At 51.7% G+C, this 17,336-nt stretch carries 22 protein-coding genes; 15 read left to right on the plus strand and 7 right to left on the minus strand.

Going from position 1 to position 17,336, the window contains the following annotated elements; genetic code table 11:
* The first annotated feature begins 219 nt into the window (after positions 1 to 219).
* From galP to ruvX, 7 genes are all read left to right on the plus strand, one after another.
* On the plus strand, positions 220 to 1,614 hold the full coding sequence (gene galP, locus QUE74_RS19130) for a galactose/proton symporter (protein ID WP_001352953.1): 1,395 nt from the start codon (positions 220 to 222) through the stop codon (positions 1,612 to 1,614).
* Between the two features lie 76 nt (positions 1,615 to 1,690).
* Entirely contained in the window at positions 1,691 to 2,188 is a 498-nt protein-coding gene (locus QUE74_RS19135) for a SprT family zinc-dependent metalloprotease (RefSeq protein WP_001296359.1), read from the plus strand.
* 94 nt (positions 2,189 to 2,282) lie between these two features.
* Positions 2,283 to 2,990, plus strand: coding sequence for a deoxyribonuclease I (endA, locus tag QUE74_RS19140; RefSeq protein ID WP_000286518.1), 708 nt, complete (start codon positions 2,283 to 2,285; stop codon positions 2,988 to 2,990).
* Between the two features lie 79 nt (positions 2,991 to 3,069).
* Complete coding sequence (gene rsmE / locus QUE74_RS19145) at positions 3,070 to 3,801, plus strand: 16S rRNA (uracil(1498)-N(3))-methyltransferase (RefSeq protein WP_001300912.1); 732 nt, start codon at positions 3,070 to 3,072, stop codon at positions 3,799 to 3,801.
* Positions 3,802 to 3,813: 12 nt separating this feature from the next.
* A complete protein-coding gene (gene gshB / locus QUE74_RS19150; RefSeq protein ID WP_000593299.1) occupies positions 3,814 to 4,764 on the plus strand; it encodes a glutathione synthase in 951 nt (316 codons plus the stop codon).
* A 108-nt stretch (positions 4,765 to 4,872) separates the two neighbouring features.
* On the plus strand, positions 4,873 to 5,436 hold the full coding sequence (locus QUE74_RS19155; RefSeq protein WP_001339287.1) for a YqgE/AlgH family protein: 564 nt from the start codon (positions 4,873 to 4,875) through the stop codon (positions 5,434 to 5,436).
* Positions 5,436 to 5,852: a Holliday junction resolvase RuvX gene (ruvX, locus tag QUE74_RS19160; protein ID WP_000017111.1), complete on the plus strand. Its 417-nt coding sequence runs from the start codon at positions 5,436 to 5,438 to the stop codon at positions 5,850 to 5,852. Before QUE74_RS19155 ends, ruvX begins: the two co-directional genes overlap by 1 nt.
* Before the next feature lie 6 nt (positions 5,853 to 5,858).
* On the opposite strand, the gene QUE74_RS19165 is transcribed toward ruvX, so the two are convergent.
* The gene (locus tag QUE74_RS19165; protein WP_071533255.1) at positions 5,859 to 6,839 is read right to left on the minus strand and encodes a PilT/PilU family type 4a pilus ATPase; all 981 of its coding nucleotides are present in this window, start codon (positions 6,837 to 6,839) and stop codon (positions 5,859 to 5,861) included.
* A gap of 17 nt (positions 6,840 to 6,856) precedes the next feature.
* On the opposite strand from QUE74_RS19165, the gene yggS reads away from it, so the two are divergent.
* The 5 genes from yggS to hemW are packed head-to-tail and all read left to right on the plus strand — an operon-like array spanning position 6,857 to position 10,162.
* A complete protein-coding gene (yggS, locus tag QUE74_RS19170; RefSeq protein WP_000997797.1) occupies positions 6,857 to 7,561 on the plus strand; it encodes a pyridoxal phosphate homeostasis protein in 705 nt (234 codons plus the stop codon).
* A 17-nt stretch (positions 7,562 to 7,578) separates the two neighbouring features.
* Complete coding sequence (gene yggT, locus QUE74_RS19175) at positions 7,579 to 8,145, plus strand: osmotic shock tolerance protein YggT (RefSeq protein WP_001094831.1); 567 nt, start codon at positions 7,579 to 7,581, stop codon at positions 8,143 to 8,145.
* Positions 8,142 to 8,432 carry a DUF167 family protein YggU gene (yggU, locus tag QUE74_RS19180; RefSeq protein WP_001277222.1) on the plus strand — a complete coding sequence of 97 codons (291 nt, stop codon included), beginning with the start codon at positions 8,142 to 8,144 and terminating at the stop codon, positions 8,430 to 8,432. The genes yggT and yggU overlap by 4 nt, the downstream gene beginning before the upstream one ends.
* Before the next feature lie 7 nt (positions 8,433 to 8,439).
* On the plus strand, positions 8,440 to 9,033 hold the full coding sequence (locus QUE74_RS19185) for an XTP/dITP diphosphatase (RefSeq protein ID WP_001174747.1): 594 nt from the start codon (positions 8,440 to 8,442) through the stop codon (positions 9,031 to 9,033).
* A complete protein-coding gene (gene hemW, locus QUE74_RS19190) occupies positions 9,026 to 10,162 on the plus strand; it encodes a radical SAM family heme chaperone HemW (protein WP_000239968.1) in 1,137 nt (378 codons plus the stop codon). Before QUE74_RS19185 ends, hemW begins: the two co-directional genes overlap by 8 nt.
* Before the next feature lie 64 nt (positions 10,163 to 10,226).
* On the opposite strand, the gene QUE74_RS19195 is transcribed toward hemW, so the two are convergent.
* From QUE74_RS19195 to trmB, 6 genes are all read right to left on the minus strand, one after another.
* Positions 10,227 to 11,234: a DUF1202 family protein gene (locus QUE74_RS19195; RefSeq protein WP_000745202.1), complete on the minus strand. Its 1,008-nt coding sequence runs from the start codon at positions 11,232 to 11,234 to the stop codon at positions 10,227 to 10,229.
* A 115-nt stretch (positions 11,235 to 11,349) separates the two neighbouring features.
* Positions 11,350 to 12,396 carry an L-asparaginase 2 gene (ansB, locus tag QUE74_RS19200; protein ID WP_000394126.1) on the minus strand — a complete coding sequence of 349 codons (1,047 nt, stop codon included), beginning with the start codon at positions 12,394 to 12,396 and terminating at the stop codon, positions 11,350 to 11,352.
* Positions 12,397 to 12,571: 175 nt separating this feature from the next.
* Positions 12,572 to 13,291, minus strand: coding sequence for a YggN family protein (locus tag QUE74_RS19205; protein WP_000984793.1), 720 nt, complete (start codon positions 13,289 to 13,291; stop codon positions 12,572 to 12,574).
* A 20-nt stretch (positions 13,292 to 13,311) separates the two neighbouring features.
* Complete coding sequence (locus tag QUE74_RS19210; protein WP_001181271.1) at positions 13,312 to 13,452, minus strand: hypothetical protein; 141 nt, start codon at positions 13,450 to 13,452, stop codon at positions 13,312 to 13,314.
* Positions 13,453 to 13,474: 22 nt separating this feature from the next.
* Positions 13,475 to 13,801, minus strand: a complete 327-nt coding sequence (locus QUE74_RS19215; protein WP_001107564.1) for a YggL family protein — start codon at positions 13,799 to 13,801, stop codon at positions 13,475 to 13,477.
* The gene (trmB, locus tag QUE74_RS19220) at positions 13,801 to 14,520 is read right to left on the minus strand and encodes a tRNA (guanosine(46)-N7)-methyltransferase TrmB (RefSeq protein WP_000786911.1); all 720 of its coding nucleotides are present in this window, start codon (positions 14,518 to 14,520) and stop codon (positions 13,801 to 13,803) included. The genes QUE74_RS19215 and trmB overlap by 1 nt, the downstream gene beginning before the upstream one ends.
* A gap of 160 nt (positions 14,521 to 14,680) precedes the next feature.
* Here trmB and mutY point away from each other — a divergent pair, with 160 nt between their 5' ends.
* The 3 genes from mutY to mltC all read left to right on the plus strand — a co-directional run bounded on the left by mutY (position 14,681) and on the right by mltC (position 17,180).
* A complete protein-coding gene (gene mutY, locus QUE74_RS19225; protein WP_001360963.1) occupies positions 14,681 to 15,733 on the plus strand; it encodes an A/G-specific adenine glycosylase in 1,053 nt (350 codons plus the stop codon).
* Positions 15,734 to 15,760: 27 nt separating this feature from the next.
* Positions 15,761 to 16,036, plus strand: a complete 276-nt coding sequence (locus QUE74_RS19230) for an oxidative damage protection protein (RefSeq protein WP_000091700.1) — start codon at positions 15,761 to 15,763, stop codon at positions 16,034 to 16,036.
* A gap of 64 nt (positions 16,037 to 16,100) precedes the next feature.
* Positions 16,101 to 17,180 (plus strand): membrane-bound lytic murein transglycosylase MltC, encoded by a 1,080-nt coding sequence (gene mltC / locus QUE74_RS19235; protein WP_000760323.1) that lies wholly within the window; start codon positions 16,101 to 16,103, stop codon positions 17,178 to 17,180.
* The last annotated feature ends 156 nt before the right edge of the window (positions 17,181 to 17,336 follow it).

The raw sequence follows: 17,336 nt of genomic DNA on the forward strand, positions 1-17,336 counted from the left end.
AGTTTTCACAGCTGTTACATTTCTTTTCAGTAAAGTCTTAATTGCAGATAACTGCGTTTAATCTATGATGATATAACTCAATTATTTTCATGCACTTAAATCATAACTAAGATAAATGTTAGTGTAAGCGATTACACTGATGTGATTTGCTTCACATCTTTTTACGTCGTACTCACCTATCTTAATTCACAATAAAAAATAACCATATTGGAGGGCATCATGCCTGACGCTAAAAAACAGGGGCGGTCAAACAAGGCAATGACGTTTTTCGTCTGCTTCCTTGCCGCTCTGGCGGGATTACTCTTTGGCCTGGATATCGGTGTAATTGCTGGCGCACTGCCGTTTATTGCTGATGAATTCCAGATTACTTCGCACACGCAAGAATGGGTCGTAAGCTCCATGATGTTCGGTGCGGCAGTCGGTGCGGTGGGTAGCGGCTGGCTCTCCTTTAAACTCGGGCGCAAAAAGAGCCTGATGATCGGCGCAATTCTGTTTGTTGCTGGTTCACTGTTCTCTGCGGCTGCGCCAAACGTTGAAGTACTGATTCTTTCCCGCGTTCTGCTGGGGCTGGCGGTGGGTGTGGCCTCTTATACCGCACCGCTTTACCTCTCTGAAATTGCGCCGGAAAAAATTCGCGGCAGTATGATCTCGATGTATCAGTTGATGATCACTATCGGGATCCTCGGTGCTTATCTTTCTGATACCGCCTTTAGCTACACTGGTGCATGGCGCTGGATGCTGGGTGTGATTATCATCCCGGCAATTCTGCTGCTGATTGGTGTTTTCTTCCTGCCAGACAGCCCACGTTGGTTTGCCGCCAAACGCCGTTTTGTTGATGCCGAGCGCGTGCTGCTGCGCCTGCGCGACACCAGTGCGGAAGCGAAACGCGAACTGGATGAAATCCGTGAAAGTTTGCAGGTTAAACAGAGTGGCTGGGCGCTGTTTAAAGAGAACAGCAACTTCCGCCGCGCGGTGTTCCTTGGCGTACTGTTGCAGGTAATGCAGCAATTCACCGGGATGAACGTCATCATGTATTACGCGCCGAAAATCTTCGAACTGGCGGGTTATACCAACACCACCGAGCAAATGTGGGGGACAGTGATCGTCGGTCTCACCAACGTACTCGCCACCTTTATCGCAATCGGCCTTGTTGACCGCTGGGGACGTAAACCAACGCTAACGCTGGGCTTCCTGGTGATGGCTGCTGGCATGGGCATACTCGGTACAATGATGCATATCGGTATCCACTCTCCGTCGGCGCAGTATTTCGCTATCGCCATGCTGCTGATGTTTATTGTCGGCTTTGCCATGAGTGCCGGTCCGCTGATTTGGGTACTGTGCTCCGAAATTCAGCCGCTGAAAGGCCGCGATTTTGGCATCACCTGCTCCACCGCCACCAACTGGATTGCCAACATGATCGTTGGCGCAACGTTCCTGACCATGCTCAACACGCTGGGTAACGCCAACACCTTCTGGGTGTATGCGGCTCTGAACGTACTGTTTATCCTGCTGACATTGTGGCTGGTACCGGAAACCAAACACGTTTCGCTGGAACATATTGAACGTAATCTGATGAAAGGTCGTAAACTGCGCGAAATCGGCGCTCACGATTAATCTCCTCTGGCTTCCTCCCGTCGCGGAGGAAGCCACCTCTTGCAGTCATCTTTTCTTCGCTCTATCCTCTGCCGCTATGAAAACATCCCGTCTCCCTATCGCCATCCAACAGGCCGTTATGCGTCGCCTGCGGGAAAAACTCGCCCAGGCCAACCTGAAGCTAGGGCGTAACTACCCGGAGCCAAAACTCTCTTACACCCAGCGCGGAACCTCCGCCGGAACAGCCTGGCTTGAAAGCTATGAAATTCGCCTCAATCCGGTTTTACTGTTGGAAAACAGCGAAGCCTTTATTGAAGAAGTGGTGCCACACGAACTGGCACATTTGCTGGTATGGAAACATTTCGGCCGCGTAGCGCCACATGGCAAAGAGTGGAAATGGATGATGGAAAGCGTGCTGGGCGTTCCCGCTCGTCGTACGCACCAGTTTGAACTGCAATCCGTGCGTCGCAACACCTTCCCCTACCGCTGCAAGTGCCAGGAACATCAGCTTACCGTACGCCGCCATAATCGCGTAGTTCGTGGCGAGGCCGTCTATCGCTGTGTTCATTGCGGTGAACAGCTGATTGCAAAATAACCACCTGAACTATCAGGAACTTTCCTGATCTGGCTGATTGCATACCAAAACAACTTTCGCTACGTTGCTGGCTCGTTTTAACACGGAGTAAGTGATGTACCGTTATTTGTCTATTGCTGCGGTGGTACTGAGCGCAGCATTTTCCGGCCCGACGTTGGCCGAAGGTATCAATAGTTTTTCTCAGGCGAAAGCCGTGGCGGTAAAAATCCACGCTGACGCGCCGGGTACGTTTTACTGCGGATGTAAAATTGACTGGCAGGGCAAAAAAGGCGTTGTTGATCTGCAATCGTGCGGCTATCAGGTGCGCAAAAATGAAAACCGCGCCAGCCGCGTAGAGTGGGAACACGTTGTTCCCGCCTGGCAGTTCGGTCACCAGCGCCAGTGCTGGCAGGACGGTGGACGTAAAAACTGTGCCAAAGATCCGGTTTATCGCAAGATGGAAAGCGATATGCATAACCTGCAACCGTCAGTCGGTGAGGTGAATGGCGATCGCGGCAACTTTATGTACAGCCAGTGGAATGGCGGCGAAGGCCAGTACGGTCAATGCGCTATGAAGGTCGATTTCAAAGAAAAAGTCGCCGAGCCACCAGCTCGTGCACGCGGTGCCATTGCGCGCACATACTTCTATATGCGTGACCAATACAACCTGACGCTTTCTCGCCAGCAAACGCAGCTGTTTAACGCATGGAACAAGATGTATCCGGTTACCGACTGGGAGTGCGAGCGCGATGAACGCATCGCGAAGGTGCAGGGCAATCATAACCCGTATGTGCAACGCGCTTGCCAGGCGCGAAAGAGCTAACCTACACTAGCGGAATTCTTTTTGTTAACTCCTACCCCACGCGTACAACCGCGTGGGGAGACGACGCGGATTTTTAACTATGCGTATCCCCCGCATTTATCATCCTGAACCACTGACCAGCCATTCTCACATCGCGCTTTGCGAAGATGCCGCCAACCATATCGGGCGCGTACTGCGCATGGGGCCGGGACAGGCGTTGCAATTATTTGACGGCAGCAACCAGGTCTTTGACGCCGAAATTACCAGCGCCAGCAAAAAAAGCGTGGAAGTGAAAGTGCTGGAAGGCCAACTCGACGATCGTGAATCTCCGCTGCATATTCACCTCGGTCAGGTGATGTCGCGTGGCGAAAAAATGGAATTTACGATCCAGAAATCGATCGAACTCGGTGTAAGCCTCATTACGCCACTTTTTTCTGAGCGTTGCGGCGTTAAACTGGATAGTGAACGTCTGAACAAGAAGCTCCAGCAGTGGCAGAAGATTGCAATTGCTGCCTGTGAGCAGTGTGGTCGTAACCGGGTGCCGGAAATCCGTCCAGCGATGGATCTGGAAGCCTGGTGTGCAGAGCAGGATGAAGGACTGAAACTGAATCTTCACCCGCGCGCCAGTAACAGCATCAATACGTTGCCGTTACCGGTTGAACGCGTCCGCCTGCTAATTGGCCCGGAAGGCGGTTTATCGGCAGATGAAATTGCCATGACTGCCCGCTATCAATTTACTGATATCCTGTTGGGACCTCGCGTTTTGCGTACAGAGACAACTGCGCTCACCGCCATTACCGCGCTACAAGTACGATTTGGCGATTTGGGCTAACGGAGAAGAATAATGATCAAGCTCGGCATCGTGATGGACCCCATCGCAAGCATCAACATCAAGAAAGATTCCAGTTTCGCTATGTTGCTGGAAGCACAACGTCGTGGTTACGAACTTCACTATATGGAGATGGGCGATCTGTATTTGATCAATGGCGAAGCCCGCGCCCATACCCGCACGCTGAACGTGAAGCAGAACTACGAAGAGTGGTTTTCGTTCGTCGGTGAACAGGATCTGCCGCTGGCCGATCTCGATGTGATCCTGATGCGTAAAGACCCGCCGTTTGATACCGAGTTTATCTACGCGACCTATATTCTGGAACGTGCCGAAGAGAAAGGGACGCTGATCGTTAACAAGCCGCAAAGCCTGCGCGACTGTAACGAGAAACTGTTTACCGCCTGGTTCTCTGACTTAACGCCAGAAACGCTGGTTACGCGCAATAAAGCACAGCTGAAAGCGTTCTGGGAGAAACACAGCGACATCATTCTTAAGCCGCTTGACGGTATGGGCGGCGCGTCGATTTTCCGCGTGAAAGAAGGCGATCCAAACCTCGGCGTGATTGCCGAAACCCTGACTGAGCATGGCACTCGCTACTGCATGGCGCAAAATTACCTGCCAGCCATTAAAGATGGCGACAAACGCGTGTTGGTGGTGGATGGCGAACCGGTGCCGTACTGCCTGGCGCGTATTCCACAAGGCGGCGAAACCCGTGGTAACCTGGCTGCCGGTGGTCGCGGGGAACCTCGTCCGCTGACGGAAAGTGACTGGAAAATCGCCCGTCAGATCGGACCGACGCTGAAAGAAAAAGGGCTGATTTTTGTTGGTCTGGATATCATCGGCGACCGTCTGACTGAAATTAACGTCACCAGCCCAACCTGTATTCGTGAGATTGAAGCAGAGTTTCCGGTGTCGATCACCGGTATGTTAATGGATGCCATCGAAGCACGTTTACAGCAGCAGTAACCCACCTTAGCGAGAAGGATCTCGTTGAGACTCTGAGTGACAGCGCCCTTCTTTCCACGCATACTGGGCGCTGTTGCTTTTTTGAACCAGGAAACAGAACCTCTGACAATGAATTTACAGCATCACTTTCTTATTGCCATGCCTGCTCTCCAGGATCCGATTTTCCGTCGTTCCGTGGTCTACATTTGCGAACATAATACCAATGGTGCAATGGGGATCATCGTCAACAAGCCGCTGGAAAATCTCAAAATTGAAGGGATTCTGGAAAAGCTGAAGATCACGCCGGAGCCGCGTGATGAATCAATCCGTCTGGATAAACCGGTTATGCTCGGCGGCCCACTGGCTGAAGATCGCGGGTTTATTTTGCATACTCCGCCCTCCAATTTTGCTTCCAGCATTCGCATTTCAGACAACACGGTGATGACCACTTCCCGCGATGTGCTGGAAACGCTCGGCACCGATAAACAACCGTCTGACGTATTGGTGGCGCTGGGGTATGCCTCCTGGGAGAAAGGTCAACTGGAACAAGAAATTCTCGATAACGCGTGGCTAACCGCCCCGGCAGATCTGAATATTCTGTTCAAAACACCGATTGCCGACCGCTGGCGCGATGCGGCAAAACTGATTGGTGTGGATATTCTCACCATGCCTGGCGTTGCGGGGCACGCCTGATGAGTGGAACCTTACTCGCCTTCGACTTCGGCACTAAAAGCATTGGCGTAGCGGTCGGCCAACGCATTACCGGCACCGCTCGCCCTTTGCCTGCAATTAAAGCGCAGGACGGTACGCCGGACTGGAATCTCATCGAACGTTTACTGAAAGAGTGGCAGCCGGACGAAATCATCGTCGGTTTGCCGCTGAATATGGACGGCACAGAACAGCCGTTGACTGCCAGAGCGCGTAAATTTGCCAACCGTATTCATGGTCGTTTCGGTGTTGAAGTTAAGCTCCATGATGAACGGCTTAGCACCGTGGAAGCGCGCTCCGGTCTGTTCGAACAGGGCGGCTATCGGGCGCTCAACAAAGGTAAAGTCGACTCTGCCTCTGCGGTTATTATTCTCGAAAGTTATTTCGAGCAGGGATATTAAGGCGATTTACAAACGCCCTTCCCCCACCCGCAGCTGATAACTCTGCTGAAACGTTATCATCCCCACCTGCTGCCCGGTTTGAATAACATGCGGTAACTGGTGGGTTTTCCCTTCTCGAATCAAATTCCCCACCGCAGGTGTGTTAATCAGCAATTCAAACAGCGCCACGCGTCCTTCCTGTTTATCCACTTCCAGCTTTTGTGACAACACCGCCCGTAAACTACCTGCCAGTTGATTACGCACGGGATCTTTTTCCTGCGCCGGAAATGAATCCACCAGTCGCTCAACTGCCTGCGCCGCACCACGCGTATGTAATGTTGCCAGCACCAGATGCCCGGTTTCTGCCGCCGTCAGCGCCAGACGGATTGTCTCGCTGTCACGCAGCTCTCCGAGCAATATCACATCGGGATCTTCCCGCAATGCAGCCCGCAACCCCGATGCGAACGTCATACAGTGCAAACCAATCTCCCGCTGCTGGATCAAACATCGCTGGCTGGCATAGAGATATTCCACAGGATCTTCCAGCGTCAGAATATGCGCATCGGCATGTTGATTGAGATAGCCAACCATCGCCGCCAGCGTGGTAGATTTGCCGCTCCCCGTCGCCCCCGTCACCAGAATCAGGCCATTCTCGCTCTTGAGTAATTCCGGCAATACCGGTGGTGCGCCAAGCTGTTCGAGCTGCGGGCAGTGCGAAGGCAACAGCCGTAATGCCAGAGAAATACCTTGCCGTTGCGCGAACGCACTGCCGCGCAATCGCTGGTTTTCCGCCAGCGACACAGCAAAATCTAACTGACCATTCTCCAGCAATATTGCCCGCTGATCGTCATCCAGCCACTCCCGTAGTAGCTCTTCCACGTCCGGCGCATCAAACGGCGCAGCTTCCATCCTCCCGCGAATACGCCATCGTGCGGGCCAGGCGCTGCACAGGTGTAGATCCGAGACATTATGCTTTACACTAAGGGCCACAATTTCTTCCATATTCATACTAAGATCCTCGGAAAATGAACGATATTGCGCATAACCTGGCACAGGTCCGGGACAAAATCTCAGCGGCTGCAACGCGTTGCGGTCGTTCTCCAGAAGAAATTACGCTGCTTGCAGTCAGTAAAACAAAACCTGCGAGCGCCATCGCAGAAGCCATTGATGCCGGGCAGCGTCAATTTGGTGAAAACTATGTTCAGGAAGGGGTAGATAAAATTCGCCACTTTCAGGAACTGGGCGTAACAGGATTAGAATGGCATTTTATTGGCCCGTTGCAGTCTAATAAAAGCCGCCTGGTGGCAGAACATTTCGACTGGTGTCATACCATCGACCGTTTGCGCATCGCCACCCGCCTGAACGACCAGCGCCCGGCAGAACTTCCCCCTCTTAACGTACTGATTCAAATTAATATTAGTGATGAAAACAGTAAGTCCGGGATTCAACTGGCTGAACTGGACGAGCTGGCAGCAGCGGTCTCTGAACTACCGCGTTTACGTCTACGCGGGCTGATGGCGATCCCTGCGCCTGAGTCAGAATATGTAAGGCAGTTTGAAGTTGCACGCCAAATGGCTGTAGCATTTGCCGGACTGAAAACGCGCTACCCGCATATCGACACGCTCTCTCTGGGAATGTCGGACGATATGGAAGCCGCCATTGCGGCAGGTAGCACGATGGTTCGTATCGGCACTGCAATTTTTGGTGCGCGTGATTACTCTAAAAAATAAGGAATCAAAGGAACGCCATGAATACGTTGACTTTCCTGCTTTCAACGGTCATTGAGCTGTATACCATGGTGCTGTTATTACGCATCTGGATGCAGTGGGCTCATTGTGATTTTTACAACCCCTTCTCACAGTTTGTGGTGAAGGTGACGCAGCCGATTATCGGACCACTGCGCCGCGTTATTCCGGCAATGGGCCCCATTGATAGCGCCTCGCTGCTGGTTGCGTACATTTTGAGTTTTATCAAAGCCATCGTGCTGTTTAAAGTCGTGACTTTCCTGCCGATCATCTGGATTGCTGGTTTACTGATTTTGCTGAAAACCATCGGCCTGTTGATTTTCTGGGTCCTGCTGGTGATGGCGATTATGAGCTGGGTAAGCCAGGGTCGTAGCCCGATTGAATACGTCCTGATCCAGCTTGCTGATCCACTGCTGCGCCCGATTCGCCGCCTGCTGCCAGCAATGGGTGGGATTGATTTCTCGCCGATGATCCTCGTTCTGCTGCTGTATGTCATTAATATGGGTGTCGCAGAAGTACTGCAGGCGACCGGAAACATGCTGCTACCGGGGCTGTGGATGGCGTTATGAGTGCCGTAACAGTTAACGATGACGGTCTGGTTTTACGGCTTTATATTCAGCCGAAAGCCAGCCGTGATTCTATTGTCGGTTTACATGGCGACGAAGTAAAAGTCGCCATTACCGCGCCGCCGGTTGACGGCCAGGCCAACAGCCATCTGGTGAAGTTTCTCGGCAAGCAATTCCGGGTAGCCAAAAGCCAGGTGGTAATTGAGAAAGGCGAACTTGGCCGCCACAAACAAATTAAAATCATTAATCCGCAACAAATCCCGCCAGAAATCGCGGCGTTAATTAATTAGGTATCCTATGCAAAAAGTTGTCCTCGCAACCGGCAATGCCGGTAAAGTGCGTGAGCTGGCGTCGCTGCTTAGCGACTTCGGTCTTGATATCGTGGCCCAAACAGACCTCGGCGTAGATTCTGCCGAAGAAACCGGCCTGACCTTTATCGAAAACGCGATTCTGAAAGCACGACACGCGGCAAAAGTGACCGGTTTACCAGCAATTGCCGACGACTCTGGTCTGGCGGTAGATGTGCTTGGCGGTGCGCCTGGGATTTACTCCGCACGTTATTCCGGTGAAGACGCGACCGATCAAAAGAATCTGCAAAAACTGTTGGAAACTCTGAAAGACGTACCGGACGACCAACGTCAAGCGCGTTTCCACTGCGTGCTGGTATATCTGCGCCACGCGGAAGATCCGACTCCGCTGGTGTGCCACGGTAGCTGGCCGGGCGTGATTACTCGTGAACCGGCGGGTACTGGCGGCTTTGGTTATGATCCAATATTCTTCGTGCCTTCCGAAGGTAAAACCGCTGCCGAACTGACCCGCGAAGAAAAGAGCGCCATTTCCCACCGTGGTCAGGCATTGAAACTGCTGTTGGACGCTTTACGAAATGGTTAAATTACCGCCGCTGAGTCTCTACATTCACATCCCGTGGTGCGTGCAGAAATGCCCGTACTGCGATTTCAACTCTCACGCGTTGAAAGGAGAAGTGCCGCACGACGATTATGTTCAGCATCTGCTTAACGATCTGGACAACGATGTGGCTTACGCTCAGGGCCGTGAAGTGCAGACAATCTTTATTGGCGGCGGTACGCCGAGCCTGCTTTCTGGCCCGGCGATGCAAACGCTGCTGGACGGCGTGCGTGCGCGTTTGCCGCTGGCAGCGGATGCAGAAATCACCATGGAAGCGAACCCAGGCACGGTAGAAGCCGATCGCTTTGTTGATTATCAGCGTGCTGGTGTAAACCGCATATCTATTGGTGTGCAGAGTTTTAGTGAAGAAAAGCTAAAACGACTTGGACGTATTCATGGCCCGCAAGAAGCGAAACGGGCGGCAAATCTGGCAAGCGGGCTGGGGCTGCGTAGTTTTAACCTCGATTTGATGCATGGGTTGCCTGATCAATCACTGGAAGAGGCGCTTGGCGATCTACGCCAGGCCATTGAACTGAATCCGCCGCACCTTTCCTGGTATCAACTGACCATCGAACCTAATACGTTGTTTGGCTCGCGCCCTCCTGTACTGCCGGACGACGATGCATTGTGGGATATCTTCGAGCAAGGGCATCAGTTATTAACGGCTGCGGGTTATCAGCAATATGAAACCTCCGCTTACGCCAAACCGGGTTATCAGTGCCAGCACAATCTCAACTACTGGCGATTTGGCGACTACATCGGCATCGGCTGCGGGGCGCACGGCAAAGTCACCTTCCCGGATGGGCGCATTCTGCGCACCACCAAAACGCGGCACCCGCGTGGTTTTATGCAGGGGCGTTATCTGGAAAGCCTGCGTGATGTCGAAGCCGCAGATAAGCCGTTTGAGTTCTTTATGAACCGCTTTCGCTTGCTGGAGGCCGCACCACGCGCAGAGTTTAGTGCGTATACCGGGCTTTGCGAAGATGTGATTCGCCCACAGTTAGACGAGGCTATTGCTCAGGGTTATCTCACAGAATGTGCGGATTACTGGCAGATAACGGAACATGGGAAGTTGTTTTTAAATTCGCTGCTGGAGCTTTTTCTGGCTGAGTAAATTTGTATTGCCGGATGCGGCGTGTACGCAACATCCGGCTACAACTCTTGCGTCATCGCAAAAATTACTTAATCACCCCATTGCGCCGCAATTGTTCGGTATCTTTTTTCCAGCGTTCATTAGCCTGGTTGATATCATCAATTTTCATCAAAATCGCGACTTTTTTACTGTTTATTTCTGAAACTTTCATCGTTAACGGATATTGCCCTTTTTCGAGCGTTATCCAGTCATCCTGCAATTTACGGCTAAGTTTTTGTGATTGCAGAAAAGTCTGTCGCCGTTGTTCGTTGATATCGAAATCTCGCTTCTGCTGAATCGGCACTTCATAACACTCTGCACTCTGTTTATGACATGCCGCAATCGCCGGTTGATAAACCTCTTTGTCATATTTAACCGCGAACGCCTCGCTATCGTTCTGTTTATTAAACTCATCACGCTGTTGGTGAATTTTTTTAAATGCGTCTTCGCGGGTCATTTGCTTACCGTTTGCATCTTTTCCCCAATATGCATCCGCTGCTTTCTGCGCCGCCACCATTTGCTTATCAAGCGCTTTCACTTCCTTTTCCAGCGCAGGAATCGAGTTCTTCTGGGTATTCAACGCTGATTCAAGCTGACTAAAGCGATAATTGAAATCTTCGCTATTCACGATCAGATATTTATTATTCGTTTTGATATCGTCGACCACCCGCCCACGATCGCTGGCTGCCGCCTGAAAAGAGTAAAAGTTCACCGACCAGCCAGACGCGGGCGTTCCTTTACTGGTTAACATCGCCGAGAATTTTACCGGTTTATCTTTCGTCCAGGTCTGTTCGAGCAGTTCGTAATCTGCCAACTGACCGACCCAGGTATAGAGATCGTCACTGGAAGAGACATCGCCTTCCGCTGACCAGGTGGCCTGATTACCCTTAGCATCAAGATTTTTTAAGCTGATGGCATCAAGCTTGAGAATGCCGTGATACTGCTTTTTGAATTGATCTTTTAAGATATTTTCAGTTGGCGGTTCGCCATCTGCCCAGGCATTACCAGTCATCAACATAAGCAGCGCCGTGCCAACAATCCATTGCTTTTTCACCCGAAAACCCTCGCGCGGAATAATTTATTCCGGTGATTATCATTAGGGTGATAAAAATTGGCAATGGACGTGAGTCTGAAGTGAAAAGCCCCGGCACGATACCGGGGCGAGGTGATTAGTACTGATTGAAGAGCTGCTGGATCTGCTGCGGATCTTTGGTTTGCGTCAGAGCCAGTTGCAGCAGAACGCGCGCTTTTTGCGGGTTCAGCGTGCCAGAGGCCACGAAGCCATATTTCGCATCATCCACTTCGGCATCCTGAGTGGTAGCGCCCGTCGGTACGCGGGAAGAACGCACTACTGCAGTGCCGTTTTTCGCGGCGGTCGCCAGAGTGTCGAACACGGATTTATACAGGTTACCGTTACCCACACCAGCGCTGACGATGCCATCATAGCCCGCATCTACCAGTGCTTTAGCCGGAAGATCGGATGCGTTAGCGTAGTTATAAACGATGCCGACTTTCGGCAGTTCATTCAGCTTAGAGACATCGAACGGCGTGTCGCTGGTATGCTTACGTGCCGGGGTACGTTGGTAGTCAATCTTACCGTTGTGAATGTAACCCAGAGGACCGTAGTTAACAGACTTGAAGGTCGCTACGTCGGTGGTGTTGGTTTTGGTGACGTCACGGCCATCCAGAACAGTGTCGTTCATCACCACCAGCACGCCACGGTTGGCGGAGGCTTTATCAGCTGCGGTCACTACCGCGTTATACAGGTTGAATGGACCGTCTGCGCTCATGGACGTGGACGGGCGCATTGCGCCGACCATCACCACCGGTTTGTCGCATTTCACCGTCAGGTCGAGGAAGTAAGCGGTTTCTTCCATCGTGTCGGTACCGTGAGTAATGACGAAGCCGTCGGTTTTATCGCAGTCGGTGTTAATTTTTTTCGCCAGTGTCAGCCAGACATTATCGTTCATGTCCTGGGAGCCGATATTCACTACCTGCTCGCCTTTAACGTTCGCAATGTCCTTCAGTTGCGGCACCGCATTAACCAGATTTTCTACGCCAACTTTACCCGCTGTGTAGTTAGATTTGGTTGCGGAGTCACCACCACCGGCAATGGTCCCGCCGGTTGCTAAAATGGTGATATTGGGTAATGCCAATGCTGCACCACTAAAACCCATAACCAGTGCGGCAAGTGCCGTCTTTTTGAAAAACTCCATTTCATTCCTCCAGTTACGTGAACGCTACGCATTATCCCTTAGCTTTGTATGGGAAATTTGACGTTAAACAATTTACAACGTGAATATATTTTGGAGATCTACAAAGTTAGAGGCAGGTAACAAAACGAAGAATTAAACGGCATAAAAAAGTATTATGCCGTCTTAAAATAGAGGATTATTTTAAATTCCCGACCAGGGCTTTGCGACTATCTTCCAGAGTCACAACGCGGCTACAAACATCTTTGCCAAACTGTTGGAAATCTTTTTCCTGCTTTTTCCATTCGGTTTGGATTGAGGATTGCAGCCCCCCCAGGCTTCCCAGCACGTTCTGTAATGGGTTACCGCCGCTTTTCAGCACCGCTTTCGCGCCCATTTCATTAATGCTGTCCTGTAAAATTCCGCCCATTGCCTGATTCACTAATTGCTGGCCTTCGGCGCGAACCTGATCAATGGCTTTATAGTGGAACGTCAGGCCATCGCTGCGCGTTTCGATAATGCGGTTCATCTGCTCTTTCAGTTGCGCATCAAGTTTGGTCAGACGGCTGCGCATTTTGCTGTTTTCGCCCATCTCCTGAACGATGATTTTATCCAGCGCGATACGGGCTTTCTCGACGCGGCTTTTCGCGCCTTCATCAATCCACGGCAGCGTACTACGCAGTTCAGCCTGATAATCCTTCGCCTGCTCGCGCTGGGCGGCGTTCAGGGAATATTGCTTACCGTTATACATCACGTTGCCGTCTGGCGTGATCACCAGATTGCCGTTTTCGCCCTTCACCTGCACGGTTTGCGGGCTGACAATCACATCATCACGCGGCGTGACGCTGCACTGGTAGTCGGCGTGAGCGGTCATTGCCGTCACTGAAAGTGCTGCCGCCAGCAGCATTTTGCGCATCATAGTCTTCCCTCAAGAACAAATCAGGCCAGCATTTGCTGGCCCCAGATTGATAACAAAGTACACGTTATCCATGCCGGATGCGGCGTAAACGCCTTATCCGGCCTACTCGATTGTGCATCTTTCCAGGCCAGATAAGCGTAGCGCATCAGGCGGTTTTGCATTTGTCATCGCCCGTATGCTTTCTTAGTCCCACCAAACGTCGAAAAGTTCGCTGGTGCGTACCTCATCCAGTTTGCGCTCTTCCAGCCACTTACGCACAATCGCCTGGTGCTCTTCGGTGCATTTGCCGATTTCCTGCATGCAGATCAGACCTTCCCAGGCCAGATAACCGCTGCCGTCAAAGGCCAGTTTGTTCGGTTCGATAACCTCGTTAATAAAGTCATCAACGGTTTTATCAATCTGTTCTTCCGATGTACCTTCCGGGAATCGCCATGCCACCGAAAATCCTAATTCCTGGAACTCGTCGATGTGCATTTTTTTACGCAGACGACGGCTACGGTTCTTTGCCATTATTTCACCCTCTCGAACATTAAGTCCCATACTCCGTGACCAAGACGATGACCACGTTGTTCAAATTTCGTCACCGGACGTGATGCCGGACGCGGTACGTAATCATTGCTCTCTGACAGGTTTTTATAACCGTCAATCGAAGACATCACTTCAAGCATATGTTCCGCATAAGGTTCCCAGTCGGTCGCCATATGGAATACGCCCCCCAGTTGCAGTTTGCTTTTTACCAGTTCGGCAAACGGCACCTGAACGATACGGCGTTTATTATGGCGCGCTTTGTGCCACGGGTCAGGGAAAAAGAGCTGTACCATGCGCAATGAATTGTCAGGAATCATTTTGTGTAGCACTTCAACCGCATCGTGACACATCACGCGCAGGTTGCTTAAGCCCTCTTCATGCGCAGAAGCCAGGCACGCACCAACGCCTGGTGAATGCACTTCAATGCCGAGGAAGTCCTGCTCAGGGCGATCTTTAGCCATTGCCACCAGCGACGCCCCCATGCCGAAACCAATCTCAAGCGTCACCGGCGCTTCACGGCCAAAAAGCGCAGGGAAATCCAGCATATCTTCGCTGAACTCAACGCCCATCACCGGCCAGTAGTTTTCCAGCGCATGTTCCTGGCCTTTGGTCAGTCGCCCCTGGCGGCGCACAAAACTACGGATACGGCGCAGTGGGCGGCCGTTTTCATCAAATTCCGGTGAGATGACGTCGTTTTTCATAAAGATTTAGTCGCTTGTGAAAGTGTTCTGAAAACGGGCATTATCCAAAGTTAGTTGCCGGATGCAAGCATGATAAGGCCGTGGCTGCGGAAAGTTCCGGTTTACACCCTGCCGTCGCTGTGCTGCAATCTTGCCCCCAACAACAGTGAATTCGGTGACCATGCAAGCGTCGCAATTTTCAGCCCAGGTTCTGGACTGGTACGATAAATACGGGCGGAAAACGCTGCCCTGGCAAATTGACAAGACGCCCTACAAAGTATGGCTCTCAGAAGTGATGTTGCAACAAACTCAGGTTGCGACCGTTATCCCCTATTTTGAACGCTTTATGGCGCGCTTCCCAACGGTGACCGATCTCGCCAATGCGCCGCTGGACGAAGTTCTCCACTTGTGGACCGGACTGGGCTATTACGCCCGCGCGCGCAATCTACATAAAGCGGCACAGCAAGTTGCCACCTTACACGGCGGTAAATTCCCGGAAACCTTTGATGAGGTTGCCGCGTTACCGGGCGTCGGGCGTTCCACCGCAGGCGCGATTCTCTCGCTTTCTCTGGGTAAGCACTTTCCGATTCTCGACGGTAACGTCAAACGGGTGCTGGCGCGCTGCTATGCTGTAAGCGGCTGGCCTGGGAAAAAAGAGGTCGAGAACAAACTATGGAGTTTAAGCGAGCAGGTGACGCCCGCGGTTGGCGTGGAACGGTTTAACCAGGCGATGATGGATTTGGGCGCGATGATTTGTACGCGCTCGAAGCCGAAATGTTCGCTCTGTCCGCTACAAAACGGATGTATTGCCGCCGTCAACAATAGCTGGTCGCTTTATCCGGGCAAAAAACCGAAACAGACGCTGCCAGAGCGCACCGGCTACTTTTTGCTGTTACAGCACGAAGATGAAGTATTGCTGGCGCAGCGTCCGCCGAGCGGATTGTGGGGCGGTTTATACTGTTTCCCGCAGTTTGCCGATGAAGAAAGTTTGCGGCAGTGGCTGGCGCAACGACAGATTTCTGCCGATAACCTGACGCAACTGACCGCGTTTCGGCATACCTTCAGCCATTTCCACTTAGATATTGTGCCTATGTGGCTTCCCGTGTCGTCATTCACCGGCTGCATGGATGAAGGCAATGCGCTCTGGTATAACTTAGCGCAACCGCCGTCAGTTGGACTGGCGGCTCCCGTGGAGCGTTTGTTACAGCAGTTACGCACTGGCGCGCCGGTTTAGCGCGTGAGTCGATAAAGAGGATGATTTATGAGCAGAACGATTTTTTGTACTTTCCTGCAACGTGAAGCAGAAGGTCAGGATTTTCAGCTGTACCCCGGCGAGCTGGGAAAACGCATCTATAACGAGATCTCCAAAGAAGCCTGGGCGCAGTGGCAGCACAAACAAACCATGCTGATTAATGAAAAGAAACTCAACATGATGAATGCTGAGCACCGCAAGCTGCTGGAGCAGGAGATGGTCAACTTCCTGTTCGAGGGTAAAGAGGTACATATCGAGGGCTATACGCCGGAAGATAAAAAATAAAAACAGAGCCGGAGATCACCTCCGGCAACTTGCATAAAAACAAACACAACACGCACCCGGAATGATGAAAAAATATCTCGCGCTGGCTTTGATTGCGCCGTTGCTCATCTCCTGTTCGACGACCAAAAAAGGCGATACCTATAACGAAGCCTGGGTCAAAGATACCAACGGTTTTGATATTCTGATGGGGCAATTTGCCCACAATATTGAGAACATCTGGGGCTTCAAAGAGGTGGTGATCGCCGGTCCTAAGGACTACGTGAAATACACCGATCAATATCAGACCCGCAGCCACATCAACTTCGATGACGGTACGATCACTATCGAAACCATCGCCGGGACAGAACCTGCCGCGCATTTGCGCCGGGCAATAATCAAAACGTTGCTGATGGGTGACGATCCGAGTTCGGTCGATCTCTATTCCGACGTTGATGATATTACGATTTCGAAAGAACCTTTCCTTTACGGTCAGGTGGTGGACAACACCGGGCAGCCGATTCGCTGGGAAGGTCGCGCGAGCAACTTCGCGGATTATCTGCTGAAAAACCGTCTGAAGAGCCGCAGCAACGGGCTGCGTATCATCTACAGCGTCACCATTAACATGGTGCCGAACCACCTTGATAAACGTGCGCACAAATATCTCGGTATGGTCCGCCAGGCATCACGGAAATATGGCGTTGATGAGTCGCTGATTCTGGCAATTATGCAGACTGAATCTTCCTTTAACCCGTATGCGGTCAGCCGTTCCGATGCGCTGGGATTAATGCAGGTGGTACAACATACTGCCGGGAAAGATGTGTTCCGCTCGCAGGGGAAATCCGGCACGCCGAGCCGCAGTTTCTTGTTTGATCCTGCCAGCAATATTGATACCGGCACCGCGTATCTGGCGATGCTGAATAATGTTTATCTTGGCGGAATTGATAACCCAACGTCGCGGCGTTATGCCGTCATCACCGCCTATAACGGCGGCGCAGGCAGCGTGCTGCGAGTCTTTTCGAATGATAAGATTCAGGCGGCTAATATTATTAACACCATGACGCCGGGCGATGTTTATCAGACGCTGACGACCCGCCATCCCTCTGCGGAATCTCGCCGTTATCTTTATAAAGTGAATACCGCGCAAAAATCCTACCGCCGCCGATAATTCCACTAACCGCCCCTGACGATGCTCAGGGGCAAAAATGTTATCCACATCACAATTTCGTTTTGCAAATTGGGAATGTTTGCAATTATTTGCCACAGGTAACAAAAAACCAGTCTGCGAAGTTGATAGAATCGCATCATCTCGCACGGTCAAATG

This window comes from Escherichia sp. 10290 (assembly GCF_030295155.1).
In the GTDB taxonomy this organism is placed as follows: Bacteria; Pseudomonadota; Gammaproteobacteria; order Enterobacterales; family Enterobacteriaceae; genus Escherichia; species Escherichia coli_F.

Excerpts from the sequence above, each read along its gene's own strand:
- galP (WP_001352953.1), top strand. The coding sequence starts at position 220 with ATGCCTGACGCTAAAAAACAGGGGCGGTCAAACAAGGCAATGACGTTT.
- QUE74_RS19135 (WP_001296359.1), top strand. The coding sequence starts at position 1,691 with ATGAAAACATCCCGTCTCCCTATCGCCATCCAACAGGCCGTTATGCGT.
- endA (WP_000286518.1), top strand. The coding sequence starts at position 2,283 with ATGTACCGTTATTTGTCTATTGCTGCGGTGGTACTGAGCGCAGCATTT.
- rsmE (WP_001300912.1), top strand. The coding sequence starts at position 3,070 with ATGCGTATCCCCCGCATTTATCATCCTGAACCACTGACCAGCCATTCT.
- gshB (WP_000593299.1), top strand. The coding sequence starts at position 3,814 with ATGATCAAGCTCGGCATCGTGATGGACCCCATCGCAAGCATCAACATC.
- QUE74_RS19155 (WP_001339287.1), top strand. The coding sequence starts at position 4,873 with ATGAATTTACAGCATCACTTTCTTATTGCCATGCCTGCTCTCCAGGAT.
- ruvX (WP_000017111.1), top strand. The coding sequence starts at position 5,436 with ATGAGTGGAACCTTACTCGCCTTCGACTTCGGCACTAAAAGCATTGGC.
- QUE74_RS19165 (WP_071533255.1), bottom strand. The coding sequence starts at position 6,839 with ATGAATATGGAAGAAATTGTGGCCCTTAGTGTAAAGCATAATGTCTCG.
- yggS (WP_000997797.1), top strand. The coding sequence starts at position 6,857 with ATGAACGATATTGCGCATAACCTGGCACAGGTCCGGGACAAAATCTCA.
- yggT (WP_001094831.1), top strand. The coding sequence starts at position 7,579 with ATGAATACGTTGACTTTCCTGCTTTCAACGGTCATTGAGCTGTATACC.
- yggU (WP_001277222.1), top strand. The coding sequence starts at position 8,142 with ATGAGTGCCGTAACAGTTAACGATGACGGTCTGGTTTTACGGCTTTAT.
- QUE74_RS19185 (WP_001174747.1), top strand. The coding sequence starts at position 8,440 with ATGCAAAAAGTTGTCCTCGCAACCGGCAATGCCGGTAAAGTGCGTGAG.
- hemW (WP_000239968.1), top strand. The coding sequence starts at position 9,026 with ATGGTTAAATTACCGCCGCTGAGTCTCTACATTCACATCCCGTGGTGC.
- ansB (WP_000394126.1), bottom strand. The coding sequence starts at position 12,396 with ATGGAGTTTTTCAAAAAGACGGCACTTGCCGCACTGGTTATGGGTTTT.
- QUE74_RS19205 (WP_000984793.1), bottom strand. The coding sequence starts at position 13,291 with ATGATGCGCAAAATGCTGCTGGCGGCAGCACTTTCAGTGACGGCAATG.
- QUE74_RS19210 (WP_001181271.1), bottom strand. The coding sequence starts at position 13,452 with ATGCAAAACCGCCTGATGCGCTACGCTTATCTGGCCTGGAAAGATGCA.
- QUE74_RS19215 (WP_001107564.1), bottom strand. The coding sequence starts at position 13,801 with ATGGCAAAGAACCGTAGCCGTCGTCTGCGTAAAAAAATGCACATCGAC.
- trmB (WP_000786911.1), bottom strand. The coding sequence starts at position 14,520 with ATGAAAAACGACGTCATCTCACCGGAATTTGATGAAAACGGCCGCCCA.
- mutY (WP_001360963.1), top strand. The coding sequence starts at position 14,681 with ATGCAAGCGTCGCAATTTTCAGCCCAGGTTCTGGACTGGTACGATAAA.
- QUE74_RS19230 (WP_000091700.1), top strand. The coding sequence starts at position 15,761 with ATGAGCAGAACGATTTTTTGTACTTTCCTGCAACGTGAAGCAGAAGGT.
- mltC (WP_000760323.1), top strand. The coding sequence starts at position 16,101 with ATGAAAAAATATCTCGCGCTGGCTTTGATTGCGCCGTTGCTCATCTCC.